The 14,521-nt window shown below is 53.3% G+C and carries 13 protein-coding genes and 4 tRNA genes; 10 read left to right on the top strand and 7 right to left on the bottom strand.

All coding sequences use genetic code 11. From position 1 onward, the window contains the following. The first annotated feature begins 175 nt into the window (after positions 1–175). The 4 genes from K7H21_RS07755 (at position 176) to K7H21_RS07740 (ending at position 573) form a co-directional block, all read left to right on the top strand. A tRNA-Val gene (locus K7H21_RS07755) sits at positions 176–251 on the top strand. 44 nt (positions 252–295) lie between these two features. Then, positions 296–371, top strand: a tRNA-Val gene (locus K7H21_RS07750). Positions 372–417: 46 nt separating this feature from the next. Next, positions 418–493 (top strand) — tRNA-Val (locus K7H21_RS07745). Positions 494–497: 4 nt separating this feature from the next. Beyond that, positions 498–573: transfer RNA gene (locus tag K7H21_RS07740), tRNA-Lys, on the top strand. Between the two features lie 248 nt (positions 574–821). Here the strand turns inward: K7H21_RS07740 and K7H21_RS07735 are convergent. The 4 genes from K7H21_RS07735 to K7H21_RS07720 form a co-directional block, all read right to left on the bottom strand. Then, positions 822–1,706, bottom strand: a complete 885-nt coding sequence (locus K7H21_RS07735; RefSeq protein ID WP_004123327.1) for a LysR family transcriptional regulator — start codon at positions 1,704–1,706, stop codon at positions 822–824. 98 nt (positions 1,707–1,804) lie between these two features. Further along, on the bottom strand, positions 1,805–3,061 hold the full coding sequence (locus K7H21_RS07730) for a nucleoside permease (RefSeq protein ID WP_123828988.1): 1,257 nt from the start codon (positions 3,059–3,061) through the stop codon (positions 1,805–1,807). A gap of 60 nt (positions 3,062–3,121) precedes the next feature. Further along, complete coding sequence (gene xapA / locus K7H21_RS07725) at positions 3,122–3,955, bottom strand: xanthosine phosphorylase (RefSeq protein WP_223035688.1); 834 nt, start codon at positions 3,953–3,955, stop codon at positions 3,122–3,124. A 122-nt stretch (positions 3,956–4,077) separates the two neighbouring features. Further along, positions 4,078–5,004: a LysR family transcriptional regulator gene (locus K7H21_RS07720; RefSeq protein ID WP_223035687.1), complete on the bottom strand. Its 927-nt coding sequence runs from the start codon at positions 5,002–5,004 to the stop codon at positions 4,078–4,080. Positions 5,005–5,093: 89 nt separating this feature from the next. Between K7H21_RS07720 and K7H21_RS07715 the strand changes: the two genes are divergently transcribed. Then, complete coding sequence (locus K7H21_RS07715; protein ID WP_004123343.1) at positions 5,094–6,092, top strand: bile acid:sodium symporter family protein; 999 nt, start codon at positions 5,094–5,096, stop codon at positions 6,090–6,092. Here the strand turns inward: K7H21_RS07715 and K7H21_RS07710 are convergent. The 3 genes from K7H21_RS07710 to zipA form a co-directional block, all read right to left on the bottom strand. Then, the gene (locus K7H21_RS07710) at positions 6,089–6,307 is read right to left on the bottom strand and encodes a DUF3820 family protein (protein ID WP_142446730.1); all 219 of its coding nucleotides are present in this window, start codon (positions 6,305–6,307) and stop codon (positions 6,089–6,091) included. The genes K7H21_RS07715 and K7H21_RS07710 overlap by 4 nt on opposite strands. Continuing rightward, positions 6,300–8,324, bottom strand: a complete 2,025-nt coding sequence (gene ligA / locus K7H21_RS07705) for an NAD-dependent DNA ligase LigA (RefSeq protein ID WP_223035686.1) — start codon at positions 8,322–8,324, stop codon at positions 6,300–6,302. Before ligA ends, K7H21_RS07710 begins: the two co-directional genes overlap by 8 nt. A 74-nt stretch (positions 8,325–8,398) precedes the next feature. Further along, positions 8,399–9,403 carry a cell division protein ZipA gene (gene zipA / locus K7H21_RS07700; protein WP_004123351.1) on the bottom strand — a complete coding sequence of 335 codons (1,005 nt, stop codon included), beginning with the start codon at positions 9,401–9,403 and terminating at the stop codon, positions 8,399–8,401. 230 nt (positions 9,404–9,633) lie between these two features. Between zipA and cysZ the strand changes: the two genes are divergently transcribed. From cysZ to crr, 5 genes are all read left to right on the top strand, one after another. Then, a complete protein-coding gene (gene cysZ / locus K7H21_RS07695) occupies positions 9,634–10,395 on the top strand; it encodes a sulfate transporter CysZ (RefSeq protein ID WP_004123354.1) in 762 nt (253 codons plus the stop codon). Between the two features lie 159 nt (positions 10,396–10,554). Then, positions 10,555–11,526 carry a cysteine synthase A gene (cysK, locus tag K7H21_RS07690; RefSeq protein WP_004123356.1) on the top strand — a complete coding sequence of 324 codons (972 nt, stop codon included), beginning with the start codon at positions 10,555–10,557 and terminating at the stop codon, positions 11,524–11,526. A 380-nt stretch (positions 11,527–11,906) separates the two neighbouring features. Next, complete coding sequence (ptsH, locus tag K7H21_RS07685) at positions 11,907–12,164, top strand: phosphocarrier protein Hpr (RefSeq protein WP_002913505.1); 258 nt, start codon at positions 11,907–11,909, stop codon at positions 12,162–12,164. 44 nt (positions 12,165–12,208) lie between these two features. Further along, the gene (ptsI, locus tag K7H21_RS07680; protein WP_223035685.1) at positions 12,209–13,936 is read left to right on the top strand and encodes a phosphoenolpyruvate-protein phosphotransferase PtsI; all 1,728 of its coding nucleotides are present in this window, start codon (positions 12,209–12,211) and stop codon (positions 13,934–13,936) included. A gap of 42 nt (positions 13,937–13,978) precedes the next feature. Beyond that, positions 13,979–14,488: a PTS glucose transporter subunit IIA gene (crr, locus tag K7H21_RS07675; protein WP_000522253.1), complete on the top strand. Its 510-nt coding sequence runs from the start codon at positions 13,979–13,981 to the stop codon at positions 14,486–14,488. The last annotated feature ends 33 nt before the right edge of the window (positions 14,489–14,521 follow it).

Genomic DNA, 14,521 nt, shown 5'->3' with positions numbered 1-14,521 from the left:
GATTCCTCAATGTTGTTACCGTTTCAACGTCACGCTTTACCCTTTTTGTTTATAAATCATGCGCCACAGATGACATTGCGATCGTTTTGTTTAATTTTACGACGAACAAACAAATTATTTAGAAAAGGCGTTGACTCATTTTCAACTCTCCCTATAATGCGACTCCACACAGCGGGGGTGATTAGCTCAGCTGGGAGAGCACCTCCCTTACAAGGAGGGGGTCGGCGGTTCGAACCCGTCATCACCCACCAACTACTTTACGTAGTCTCCGCCGTGTAGCAAGAAATTGAGAAGTGGGTGATTAGCTCAGCTGGGAGAGCACCTCCCTTACAAGGAGGGGGTCGGCGGTTCGATCCCGTCATCACCCACCACTTTCTCGCCAGCTGGATTTCTTGTCGTAAAATGAAGTACCGAAGTGGGTGATTAGCTCAGCTGGGAGAGCACCTCCCTTACAAGGAGGGGGTCGGCGGTTCGATCCCGTCATCACCCACCACTTCGGGTCGTTAGCTCAGTTGGTAGAGCAGTTGACTTTTAATCAATTGGTCGCAGGTTCGAATCCTGCACGACCCACCAATGTAAAAAAGCGCCCTAAAGGCGCTTTTTTGCTATCTGCAATATGTAAGATTCGAACCTGCCGCAGGTTCGAGTCGACAAAATTGTTGGGAACAATTTTGCACAACGCGTAGCGTTGTCCGAAGGGCGAGCGAAGCGAGTCATCCTGCACGACCCACCAATGTAAAAAGCGCCCTAAAGGCGCTTTTTTGCTATCTGCGATACACAAAGCCGGAGCAGGCTTTTACTTTACCATTCGCCAATAACGCTTAGTTCACTAGCGTCGCAACCAGTTTCTCCAGCGCGGGCGTCGCCTGCTGCTGATCATAGACGATATATAAATCAGCGGGTATGCGCTCTTCCAGCGGACGAAACACAACCCCCGGCCACATCATTTGCGCATAGCTGTCGGCGATGAGCGTAATACCGATCCCCATACTGACCATCGCCAGCACCGTTTGCGGCTCCATTACCTCACGGATAATCATCGGCGAGAATCCGGCGCTCTGGCAAACGCGTTGTAAAAACGTCCAGTCGGTATGTATTGAGGGCATAGTGACAAAATATTCGTTACGCAACGCCGCAAGCGGAATCGCCTTACGCGCGGCAAGGGGGTGCTCTTCCGGTACGGCCACCAGAAAAGAGGACTCATGCAAGCGCAGGCTGGTAAATCCTGGGGAAGGCGCCGTCGCCATTCGCCAGATGCCGGCATCCAGCTCGCGTCGTTCTAGCATCGCCATCTGCATCGCGGGCATATTCTCTCTGAAAAGCACTTCCACGTTAGGATGCTCTTTCAAAAAACGACGCATCACCGGGCGCATTTTTCCCCACATTGCGGTGCCTATCACGCCCAACTCTACCCGCCCGGCCTCGCCCCGCCCAATCTGCTCCACTCGCGCCAGCGCCTGATGCGCGCTGGAAAGCAGACGACGGGACTCCTCCATGAGGATTCTTCCTGCGTGGGTCAAGGCCACGCTGCGGGAGTGACGAACAAACAATAGCGTGCCGAGCTGCTGCTCCAGATCTTTAATGTGAATGCTGAGCGGGGGTTGCGACATGTTCAGACGGGCCGCCGCACGACCAAAATGCAGCTCTTCTGCAACAGCCAGAAAATAGCGCAATAACTTCAGATCAATACGATGCGTGCGTTCCATGGCTCATGCGCTCCTGGGGCATAAAGATAATGCGCAAAGTTACCACACTGCATCAGAAAAAATGAAACGGCGGAACATGTGCCCGCCGCAGAAGAGGATTAATGGGCCAACTCTTTCTTCATTAGCTCCTCAGGTTCATGTTTATATTTGAAAAAAACGGCAAAAATAGCCGCCAGCAGCAATGAATAGGCCGCGAACACCAGCCAGATGGTCTGCCACTCTTTTACGCCATCAATAGAGAAGTAATCCACGGCCATGCCGCTGAGAATCGAACCTACCCATGCGCCAACACCGTTCACCATGGTCATAAACAACCCTTGCGCGCTGGCGCGAATATGTGCCCCCGCCTGTTGCTCAACGAACACCGACCCTGAAATATTAAAGAAGTCGAATGCGCAGCCGTAGACAATCATCGACATCAGCAGCAGAACAAAACCGAACGGAGACGGATCGCCAAAGGCAAAAAAGCCAAAGCGTAGCGTCCACGCCAGCATACTCATCAGCATGACCGTTTTAATGCCAAAGCGTTTCAGAAAGAAAGGAATGGTGAGAATAAAGGCGACTTCCGCCATCTGCGAAACTGAAAGCAAAATAGAGGGATAACGCACAACAAAGCTGTCGGCAAACGCCGGGTTACGGGCGAAATCATGCAGAAAGGGGTTACCGAAGACGTTAGTTATTTGCAGTACCGCCCCGAGCATCATCGCGAAGAAAAAGAAAATGGCCATCCGCGGATTTTTAAATAATACGAATGCATCCAGTCCCATCCTCGCGGACAATGTGGTGCCAGGTTTCTTCTCGGTCACAGGAATTTTCGGTAGCGTAAGCGCATAAATCGCCAGTAATAACGACGCGGCAGAGGCGATATACAACTGCGCGCTGCTCAGCTCCAGTCCCATCAGGCTCACCGTCCACATGGCGACAATAAAACCAAGAGTGCCAAATACGCGAACAGGAGGAAACGCGGTCGCCGGATCCTGGCCGGACTGCGCCAGGCAGGAGTAGGAAACGCTGTTAGACAAGGAGATGGTCGGCATGTAGGCCATCGCGTTAATCAGCATCACCCAGAACATGGTATCCGGGTCGGTTACGGTCGTCGCATAAAGGAGCACTGCTGCGCAGACCAGGTGGCAGAGCATATATGCCCGTTCCGCACGTAGCCATTTATCGGCAATAATCCCCATAACGCCGGGCATGATAATAGCCGCCAGCCCTTTGGAGCTATAGACCATACCGACGTTTGCGCCGGTGAAATGCAACGTGTTTATCATGTAAGAACCCAGGGTGACCAGCCAGCTTCCCCAGATGAAATATTGCAAAAACGACATGAGCTTTAAGCGAGAGGCGATACTCATTTTTTCCGTTCCTTGCCATTAAAGTAAGACCCCGCAAGCGGGGTCATATTTATTATTCTTTCAGGCCAGTTTGCGTAAGAAGCCGCAGATCAGGTTGATAAAGTTCTGTCGGGAGAGCTCGGCCGCCGCCAGGGTTTGCGCGTGAGATAATGTCACATCGCCCAGCCCCTCAGCCAGATTGGTAATGGCTGAGACTGCTACCACTTTTAATCCGCAATGACGGGCGGTAATCACTTCCGGCACAACGGACATCCCCACCACATCGCCGCCAATAATCTGCATCATGCGAATCTCTGCTGCCGTTTCAAAATTCGGCCCGGGATAGGAAACAAATACACCTTCGTTCAGCGGAAACCCTTCCTCCGCCGCCACGCTCTGCAGAACGGCGCGATAATCCGCATCATAGGCGTTGGCCAGAGAAAAAAAACGCTCGCCAAAACGTTCATCATTCAGGCCTACCATTGGCGTGCCCGGCATCGTGTTAATATGATCTCTGAGCGCCACCAGGCTTCCCGGCCCGACTTCCGGACGTAAAGAGCCGGCCGCGTTAGTACAAAACAGTAGTTCACACCCCAGCAGCTTTAGCGTGCGGATAGCATCGGTCATCACCGTCATACCCCGCCCTTCATAGAAGTGCCCACGCCCTTTCATACAGGCAACGGGAACGCCGGCCAGATTTCCCAACACCAGTTCACCGGCATGGCCGTGGACCGTACTCACCGGGAAGCCGGGCAGCTTCTCGTAGGAAATCGCCACCGCATCTTCAATTTGTTCCGCCAGCGCCCCAAGACCCGACCCCAGGATAAAGGCCACCCGCGGCGTAAAATCCGGCTTATATCCGCGAATAATATCGGCGCTATACCAGGGGTTCTGTGAGAAAAGCGTGTCGCTCATAAGCTGTCCTTAAAAACTGAAGAATGGATAAAATGATTGGCTACCATCTTGTTATAACGATGCGACGCAATCGATTACCAATACAGTTTTCCCGGAAGTTTGATATCAAAAAGCTATTGATTTCATTTCTGATACAAGGGGTTGTTCTCGCGTAAGGCAGTAAGCCGGGCCGCCTGCAGCCGCACCACCTCCCACAGCGCTTCCGCGGCAGTCGACAGCGAGCGATTTTTGCGCCGCGCCAGCATCAACTGGCGTTCCACTACCGGAGTCAGCCGCTTCACTTGCAAACGGCTTCCCTGCGGGAGCGGCAGCGCTAATGCGGGTAATATGCTGATACCTATCCCCGACTCAACCATCGGAAATAGCGTGGCCGGATGCCCAATCTCCTGCACGATGTTCGCGGTTACAGCAAATCCTGAGAGCGCGGCATCAATCAGCGGACGGCTGCCAGAAGCATAATCCTGCAAAACCAGCCGCTGGGGCTGTAGGTCCTGCCAGCTCACCGCGTCCCGTCCGGCAAAAGGGTGATCGCTGCGGCAAAGCAGCAAGAATGGTTCAGCGAGAACCGTCTCGCACTGTAAATCGGTAGCGGCGCCGGGATCGATAACGATACCAAAATCCACTTCTCCCTGGCGGATGCTCTCCAGCACCCACTGCTGAGGACGATCGTGCAGAACGAAATCTATCTCCGGATAGCGCCGGTTACTGTAGGCAATACACTGTGGGATCAGATGGGCGGAAATGGTCTGGCTGGCCGCCACCCGGACGGTACCCATCAGCTGTTGCCCGACGCGACCGGCCTCACGCAGCGTGCTATTGAGTTCATCCAGCAAGCGCTCAAGCCGGGCCGCCAGCTGCTGTCCGGCCTCCGTGAGCACCACTTCACGCGTCGTTCGGTCAAGCAGGCGTACGCCGGTCTGATGCTCCAGCTCTTTTACGCTATGGCTTACCGCAGACTGGCTAAGACCAATACTCTCCCCTGCCCGACTAAAGCTTTTAACGCGGGCAACGGTCACAAAAACTTTTAACTGACGCAGCGAATAATTCATCTCTTTTTTTCATGAATAGATGCAATAAATCGATTTTATTTCTCAAACTAAAGAAAGCACAATAGCGGCATCGATTTTCAGGAGCGTTTATGAAATTTTTCCGCATTCTTGATCCATTCACCCTGACGTTAGTCACCGTCGTACTGCTGGCCTCTTTTTTCCCTGCTCGCGGTGGATTTGTCCCTTTCTTCGAACATTTAACGACCGCCGCGATCGCGCTGCTGTTCTTTATGCACGGCGCCAAACTCTCGCGTGAGGCGATTGTTGCCGGGGGCAGCCACTGGCGTTTACATCTCTGGGTCATGTGCAGCACGTTTATCGTCTTTCCGGTTCTTGGCGTGCTGTTCGCCTGGTGGGCGCCCGTTAACGTCGATCCGGCGCTCTACACCGGGTTTATTTACCTCTGTATTCTTCCTGCCACCGTCCAGTCGGCCATTGCGTTTACTTCTCTGGCGGGCGGCAACGTTGCGGCTGCAGTATGTTCGGCTTCGGCCTCAAGCCTGCTCGGGATCTTCATTTCGCCATTGCTGGTCGGCCTGTTGATGAATCTGCACGGCGCGGGCGGAAGTCTGGAGCAGGTCGGCAAGATTATGCTGCAATTGCTGCTGCCGTTTGTGCTGGGGCACCTCTCTCGCCCGTGGATAGGCAACTGGGTGGCAAAACATAAAAAGTGGATCTCGAAAACCGACCAGACCTCCATCCTGCTGGTGGTCTATTCGGCGTTCAGCGAGGCGGTGGTTAACGGTATCTGGCACAAAGTCGGCATTGGATCGCTACTGTTTATCGTTATTGTCAGCATCGTGCTGCTGGCGATTGTAATTGCTATCAACGTGTTTGTGGCGCGCAGGTGCGGGTTTAATAAAGCGGATGAAATTACGATTGTCTTCTGCGGGTCGAAGAAGAGCCTGGCGAACGGCATTCCGATGGCCAATATTCTCTTCCCGACCTCTATCCTGGGGATAATGGTGCTGCCGCTGATGATCTTCCATCAGATTCAGCTTATGGTCTGCGCGGTGCTGGCGCGGCGCTATAAGCGCCAGGCCGAAGCGTTACAGGCGCAGGAGAAAAGCCGCGCCTCCGAAGCCTAACGCGGGCGCTTAAGGGGCTCGACCAGGCTGGTCAGCCCTTCAGTTTTAATCAATAGCGTTAACGCCATCAGCTCGCCAAGATGCCCGGCGGGAAATTGATCCTTACGGGCAAACCACAGCAAATACTCTTCCGGCACATCGATTAAACGCCGCCCTTTGTATTTACCAAACGGCATTTCCGTATTGGCAATCTCAATAAGCTGATTTTTATCCACGCGACTCTCCGAGCAGACGCAGCATTTCGTTTTCATCGATCACCGCAATTCCCAACTCCTGCGCTTTGGCAAGCTTAGAGCCCGCCGCCTCCCCGGCGATGACCAGGTCGGTCTTCTTCGACACGCTGCCCGCCACCTTCGCGCCCAGCGCAACCAGCTGGGCTTTCGCCTCATCACGGGAGAGCTGGCTCAGGCTACCGGTCAGAACCACCGTTTTCCCGGCAAATGGGCTATCAATCTCTTCAGCATTGACCACCACCGGCGCCGGCCAGCGGACGCCTTCTTTACGCAACTGAGCAATCACTTCGCGGTTGCTCTCTTCGGCAAAGAAATTACGCACGTGCGTGGCGACCACAATCCCGACATCAGGCACTTTTTGCAGATCGTCAATCGATGCCTGCTCCAGCGCCTCAATGGTGCCAAAGTGGGCCGCTAAACCGGCTGCCGTCGCCTCTCCGACTTCACGGATCCCCAGCGCGTAAAGGAAACGGGCAAAGGTGGTCTCTTTTGACTTCTCCAGCGCATCCACCACGTTCTGCGCTGATTTTGGCCCCATGCGATCGAGCCCGGTAAGCTTAACCGGCGTCAGTTGAAAAAGATCGGCAGGCGTATGCACATACTCTTTTTCGACCAGCTGATCGATGATTTTATCGCCCATCCCCTCCACATCCAGGGCGCGACGGGAGACAAAGTGCTTGAGTGCTTCTTTACGCTGGGCGCCGCAGATCAGGCCGCCGGTACAGCGCGTCACCACTTCGCCTTCTACGCGTTCAACGTCGGAATGACATACCGGGCAATGCGTGGGAAACACGATTTCACGCGTCTCCTCCGGGCGTTCTGAGAGGACGACGTTCACGACCTGAGGGATAACATCCCCGGCGCGGCGAATAACCACCTTATCGCCGATGCGCAGCCCCAGGCGTTCTATTTCATCAGCATTATGCAGCGTCGCGTTGCTAACCAGAACTCCGGCGACCTGTACTGGCTCCAGACGCGCTACCGGCGTGATGGCGCCAGTACGGCCAACCTGAAACTCGACGTCGCGCACGAAAGTCATCTGCTCCTGGGCCGGAAACTTAAACGCCACTGCCCAGCGCGGCGCGCGGGCCACGAAACCAAGCTGCTCCTGGAGATCAAGCGAATCCACTTTGATAACCACACCGTCGATATCAAACCCCAGATTCGGCCGATCTTCTTCAACTTTGCGATAGTAAGTAAGCACTTCCTCTGGCGAATGGCAGAGCTTTACACGCTCGCTAACCGGTAGCCCCCAGAACTTAAACTGCTGCAAGCGCGCTGAGTGGCTACGCGGCAGCTCGCCGCCTTCCAGTACGCCCACGCCGTAGCAAAAGAAAGTGAGTGGACGCTTCGCGGTAATCCGCGGGTCGAGCTGGCGTAAAGACCCCGCCGCCGCGTTACGCGGGTTAGCAAAGACTTTACCGCCGGTTCGCCGCGCCTCTTCATTAATTTTTTCAAACCCTGCCTGCGGCAGGAAAACCTCTCCGCGAACCTCAAGCCGCTGCGGAATATTGTCACCGTGTAGCTTCAGAGGGATAGCGCGAATGGTGCGTACGTTGGAGGTGATATCTTCACCGGTCGTTCCATCGCCGCGGGTCGCCGCCTGTACTAGTACGCCGTTTTCATACAGGATACTGACCGCCAGGCCATCGAGTTTAAGCTCACAGCAGTAGGTCAGGTCATCGGTATTTTTCAGACGATCCTGAACGCGTTTGTTAAACGCAAGGAAGCTCTCTTCATCGAAAACGTTATCCAACGACAGCATCGGCACTTCATGGCGAATCTGGCTGAACGCGGCTAGCGGTGCGGCGCCGACGCGCTGGGTAGGTGAATCGGGCGTAATCAATTCAGGATGTTGAGCTTCCAGTTCACGTAGTTCACGCATCAGCCGATCGTATTCAGCATCAGGAATTTCCGGCGTATCCATGACGTGGTACAGGTATTCATGATGGCGAAGCGTGGTTCGCAGTTCAGTCAGTTTTTGTTCGTTCGATTCCATATCACACCATCAATGATAAAAAACCCCCGACGGGCGGGGGTTCAGGATAAGTAGATGAAACGCAAGAAGATGAATCAGGCGTTAGCCTCTTTCACTTCACGAATTCGATCTTGATATTCACGCAGTTTTTGCGGCGTCATCATCCGACGCTGATCGTCCAGTACTACGCCGCCGACTTCATCGGCAATGTACTGCGCGGACTGCAGCATCAGCTTAAAGTTTTGCAGTTCATCGCCAAAGGATGGAACCTGCATAAAGATAGTGACCCCTGGCGTCATCATATCCGCCATACTGTCCGGATTGAAGGTGCCGGGCTTAACCATATTGGCCAGGCTGAAGAGCACCTGACCGCTGCCGTCCGGGCTGAGATGGCGATGAAAGATATTCATATCGCCAAATTTGAAACCCGCCTGCTGGATGCTATTGATTAACAGCTCGCCATTGAGCTGTGAACCATGGTGCGCGGCGACGTTCATCACGATGACCGTCTCCTTACGCTCTTTAGGCTGCGGGGCGGCCTGCTGCGATGCAGGGGCCTGAGGTTCTGGCGCCGGCTGAGGCTCTGGAGCGACGGCAGGTTGTTGAACCGGCTGCTGCACATGCTGAACAGGTTGCTGTGGCTGCGGCGGCTGGACCTGCTGCGGCGACTGCATCACCGGCTGTTGAGGCGGCACGGCGTGATGCGGTTGCTGAACCGGGGCCTGGGGGTGAACAGGCGGTTGTTGCGGCGGCTGCGCTGCACGGACAGGCTCTTCCGGGCGCACAGGTGGCTGCTGCGCCTGACGCTCATAAGGAGGCTGATACTGGTGCTGCGGCTGACGAGGTGCTTCATGCTCCCCATGAACGCCATTCGGCGCATGACTGGCCCGATGAACCCGGACTTCACCAACGCCTTCAACATCGTCATTAAAGTCGTCGCCTTCCGACTCTTCATCGTCGCGTGACTTCATACGTTTCAGTGGGCGATCGCGAAACATCGAGGAGCGCTCTTTACGGCTGGTCCAAAAACCGTGCACCAGTAAAGCGATTATGGCGATCGCGCCAACAATGATTAATATCAGACGCAAATCCTGCATCATTATATTCTCTGTTGTTCTAACACCTTGCCACCACGGCAAACATTTACTCACTAAGAGTATTTGCCGATTACATCAAGTGCAAGTGCGTGTGGGGCTTTCACTACATAAAGATGAACTAAATCGTGCTTTTTGCTGTTTTTTCGAACATTTCCTAACTGGTTATTGTCTGCTAACCCGATAAAATAGCCCGGCATTCAGCCTGGATGTCAAAAAAGGAGCATTACCTGACTATGGTTTCATCATCCGTAACGACCCCGCGCAGTGGCGTCTACTACTTTTCGCAGGGTTGGAAGCTGATCGGGCTGCCGGGGATACGTCGATACGTATTCCTCCCTTTGCTCGTCAACATTATTCTGATGGGCGGCGCATTCTGGTGGTTGTTCACGCGTCTCGACAGCTGGATCCCCTCTTTGATGAGCCATGTTCCTGAATGGCTGCAATGGCTTAACTATCTGCTGTGGCCCATGGTGGTCATTTCGATTCTGCTTGTCTTCGGCTACTTCTTCTCGACAATCGCCAACTGGATTGCCGCTCCCTTCAGCGGCCTGCTGGCCGAGCAGCTTGAAGCGCGCCTGACGGGTGCGACGCCGCCGGACGTCGGGGTTTTCGGCATTCTGAAAGATGTGCCGCGCATCATGAAGCGCGAGTGGCAGAAGTTCGCCTGGTATCTCCCGCGGGCCATCGTTTTGCTGATCCTCTACTTTATTCCCGGTATCGGCCAGACCATAGCTCCTGTGCTGTGGTTCCTGTTCAGCGCCTGGATGCTGGCAATTCAGTACTGCGACTATCCTTTTGATAACCATAAGGTACCGTTTAAAACGATGCGTCAGGCGCTGCGCACGCGTAAAGTGACCAATATGCAGTTTGGCGCCCTGACCAGCCTGTTTACCATGATCCCGGTGCTGAACCTGGTCATCCTGCCCGTCGCGATTTGCGGCGCGACGGCAATGTGGGTTGATTGCTACCGCGACAAACACGCGATGTGGAAGTAGCGCTATCGCTTTCGGAGCGGCTTATGCCGCTCCTTATTACTTCTGGCTTATCATTATTTCTCTTCCGAATATAGATATGCTAAATCCTTACTTCCGCATATTCTTTAAGCGGGTATGCTGAAGCCGTACTCCCAAATTTCATACAGTTAAGGACGGGCCATGAGTAAGATTTTTGAAGACAACTCCCTGACTATCGGCCATACGCCGCTGGTACGACTGAACCGCATCGGTAACGGGCGCATCCTGGCAAAGGTAGAATCTCGTAACCCGAGCTTTAGCGTAAAATGCCGTATCGGTGCCAATATGATTTGGGATGCCGAAAAACGCGGCGTGCTGAAACCCGGCGTTGAGCTGGTGGAACCGACCAGCGGTAATACCGGTATCGCTCTGGCCTACGTGGCTGCGGCGCGCGGCTATAAGCTGACGCTGACCATGCCGGAGACCATGAGCATCGAACGCCGCAAGCTGCTGAAGGCCCTGGGCGCCAATCTGGTGCTGACCGAAGGCGCTAAAGGCATGAAAGGCGCCATCCAGAAAGCCGAAGAGATTGTCGCCAGCAATCCGGAAAAATTCCTCCTGCTGCAGCAGTTCAGCAATCCGGCGAACCCGGAAATTCATGAAAAAACCACCGGCCCGGAAATCTGGGAAGATACCGATGGTCAGGTTGACGTATTTATCTCCGGCGTCGGTACTGGCGGTACACTGACCGGCGTGAGCCGTTATATCAAAGGCACCAAAGGTAAAAAAGATCTGATTACCGTTGCCGTTGAACCCACCGATTCCCCGGTTATCGCCCAGGCGCTGGCGGGCGAAGAGCTTAAGCCCGGACCGCATAAAATTCAGGGTATTGGCGCAGGCTTTATCCCAGGCAACCTGGATTTGAAACTGGTGGATAAAGTGATTGCGATCACCAACGAAGAAGCCATTTCCACCGCGCGCCGCCTGATGGAAGAGGAAGGTATTCTGGCCGGGATCTCTTCCGGCGCCGCCGTTGCCGCTGCGCTGAAGCTGCAGCAGGATGAATCCTTTACCAATAAGAATATTGTGGTTATCCTACCTTCTTCAGGTGAGCGCTATTTAAGCACCGCATTGTTTGCCGATCTCTTCACTGAGAAAGAACTGCAACAGTAATGCCAGCTTGTTAATATCGTGTAAAAAAGCACCTTTTCAGGTGCTTTTTTGTGGCACACGTCAAACTTTTACCCCTCCTGGCATTGATTCACTTCGTTGGGTCTGGTATTTAACCAGCACATTTATTTCGATGCGCGAAATTATTCCGATTTGGATTTCCATAAGCTGAATCGATTTTATGATTTGGTTCAAGTCTTCCTTTAGCGGCATAATGTTTAATGACGTGGTAGACGTTAACGGCCGAAGGTTTCCACAGCGATTCACCGCTGCTGGTGCCGGAGCCGGATACGTGATGCCGGCGCTAACGATACAGGCTAAAGTTTGGCCGTTAGGCTAAACTTTAGGTCCACAACACTAAACCTATAAGTTGGGGAAATATAATGTTCCAGCAAGAAGTTACTATTACCGCTCCGAACGGTCTGCACACCCGCCCTGCTGCTCAGTTTGTTAAAGAAGCAAAAGGCTTCACTTCTGAGATCACTGTAACCTCCAACGGCAAAAGCGCCAGCGCCAAAAGCCTGTTCAAACTGCAGACTCTGGGCCTGACCCAGGGTACCGTTGTGACTCTCTCTGCCGAAGGCGAAGATGAGCAGAAAGCAGTTGAGCATCTGGTTAAACTGATGGCTGAACTCGAGTAAGTTCACGGGTTCTTTTTAATATCAGTCACAAGTAAGGTAGGGTTATGATTTCAGGCATTTTAGCATCCCCGGGTATCGCTTTCGGCAAAGCTCTTCTGCTGAAAGAAGATGAAATTGTCATCGACCGGAAGAAAATTTCTGCCGATAAGGTTGATCAGGAAGTTGAACGTTTTCTGAACGGCCGCTCCAAGGCCTCCGCCCAGCTGGAGGTCATCAAAACCAAAGCTGGTGAAACTTTCGGTGAAGAAAAAGAAGCCATCTTCGAAGGGCACATCATGCTGCTGGAAGATGAGGAGCTTGAGCAGGAAATCATAGCCCTGATTAAAGATAAGCATATGACTGCCGATGCGGCAGCCAATGAAGTTATCGAAGGTCAGGCTACTGCCCTGGAAGAACTGGATGACGAATACCTGAAAGAGCGTGCAGCTGACGTACGCGACATCGGTAAGCGCCTGCTGCGCAACATCCTCGGTCTGGCCATCATCGATCTGAGCGCGATTCAGGATGAAGTTATTCTGGTTGCCGCTGACCTCACTCCGTCTGAAACCGCGCAGCTGAACCTGAACAAGGTACTGGGTTTCATTACCGACGCAGGCGGCCGTACTTCCCACACCTCCATCATGGCGCGTTCCCTTGAACTGCCGGCCATCGTGGGCACCGGCAGCGTGACCAGCCAGGTGAAAAACGGCGACTATCTGGTTCTCGACGCGGTGAATAATCAGGTTCTGGTTAACCCGAACGACCAACAAATCGAAGAACTGCGCAACCTGCAGGCTCAGGTCGCTGAAGAAAAAGCGGAACTGGCTAAGCTGAAAGACCTGCCGGCAATCACGCTGGACGGCCATCAGGTTGAAGTCTGCGCAAACATCGGTACCGTACGCGACGTTGAAGGTGCCGAGCGTAACGGCGCAGAAGGCGTTGGCTTATATCGTACAGAATTCCTGTTCATGGACCGCGACTCGCTGCCAACTGAAGAAGAACAGTTCGCCGCTTACAAAGCCGTTGCCGAAGCGTGTGGCTCGCAGGCGGTTATCGTTCGCACCATGGACATCGGCGGCGACAAAGAGCTGCCGTATATGAACTTCCCGAAAGAAGAGAACCCGTTCCTCGGCTGGCGCGCGGTGCGCATCGCCATGGATCGCAAAGAGATTCTGCGCGACCAGGTTCGTGCAATCCTGCGTGCTTCCGCTTTCGGTAAACTGCGCATCATGTTCCCGATGATCATCTCTGTTGAAGAAGTGCGTGCACTGAAGAAAGATATCGAAATCTACAAACAGGAACTGCGCGACGAAGGTAAAGCTTTTGATGAGTCCATTGAGATTGGCGTGATGGTGGAAACCCCAGCCGCTGCGACAATTGCTCGTCACTTAGCCAAAGAAGTTGATTTCTTTAGTATCGGTACCAATGATTTAACGCAGTATACTCTGGCAGTTGACCGTGGTAATGATATGATTTCACATCTTTACCAGCCAATGTCCCCGTCCGTGCTGACGCTGATTAAGCAAGTTATTGATGCTTCTCATGCTGAAGGCAAATGGACTGGCATGTGCGGTGAGCTTGCGGGCGATGAACGTGCTACACTTCTGTTGCTGGGTATGGGTCTGGACGAGTTCTCTATGAGCGCCATTTCCATCCCGCGCATCAAGAAGATTATCCGTAACACGAACTTCGAAGATGCGAAAGTATTAGCAGAGCAGGCTCTTGCTCAACCGACAACGGACGAGTTAATGACGCTGGTTAACAAGTTCATTGAAGAAAAAACAATCTGCTAATTCACGAGATGCGCGGCCCAAATTACTGCTTAGGAGAAGATCATGGGTTTGTTCGATAAATTGAAATCTCTGGTTTCTGATGACAAAAAAGACACCGGAACTATTGAGATTGTTGCCCCGCTCTCTGGCGAGATCGTCAACATTGAAGACGTGCCGGATGTAGTTTTCGCGGAAAAAATTGTGGGTGATGGCATTGCTATCAAACCTACTGGCAACAAAATGGTTGCGCCGGTAGATGGTACCATCGGTAAAATTTTTGAAACCAACCATGCTTTTTCAATCGAATCTGATAGCGGCATTGAACTGTTCGTTCACTTCGGTATTGATACCGTTGAACTGAAAGGCGAAGGCTTCAAACGTATCGCTGAAGAAGGCCAGCGCGTGAAAGTCGGCGACCCGGTTATCGAATTCGATCTGCCGCTGCTGGAAGAGAAAGCCAAGTCTACCCTGACTCCGGTTGTTATCTCCAACATGGACGAGATCAAAGAGCTGATCAAACTGTCCGGTAGCGTAACCGTGGGTGAAACTCCGGTTATCCGCATCAAGAAGTAATTCTTGCCGCAGAAGAATGGCGCCTCTCGGCGC

It is taken from the genome of Klebsiella sp. CTHL.F3a (assembly GCF_019890895.1).
Taxonomy (GTDB): Bacteria; Pseudomonadota; Gammaproteobacteria; order Enterobacterales; family Enterobacteriaceae; genus Klebsiella; species Klebsiella grimontii.
This window is presented reverse-complemented; position numbering and strand designations above follow the sequence as displayed.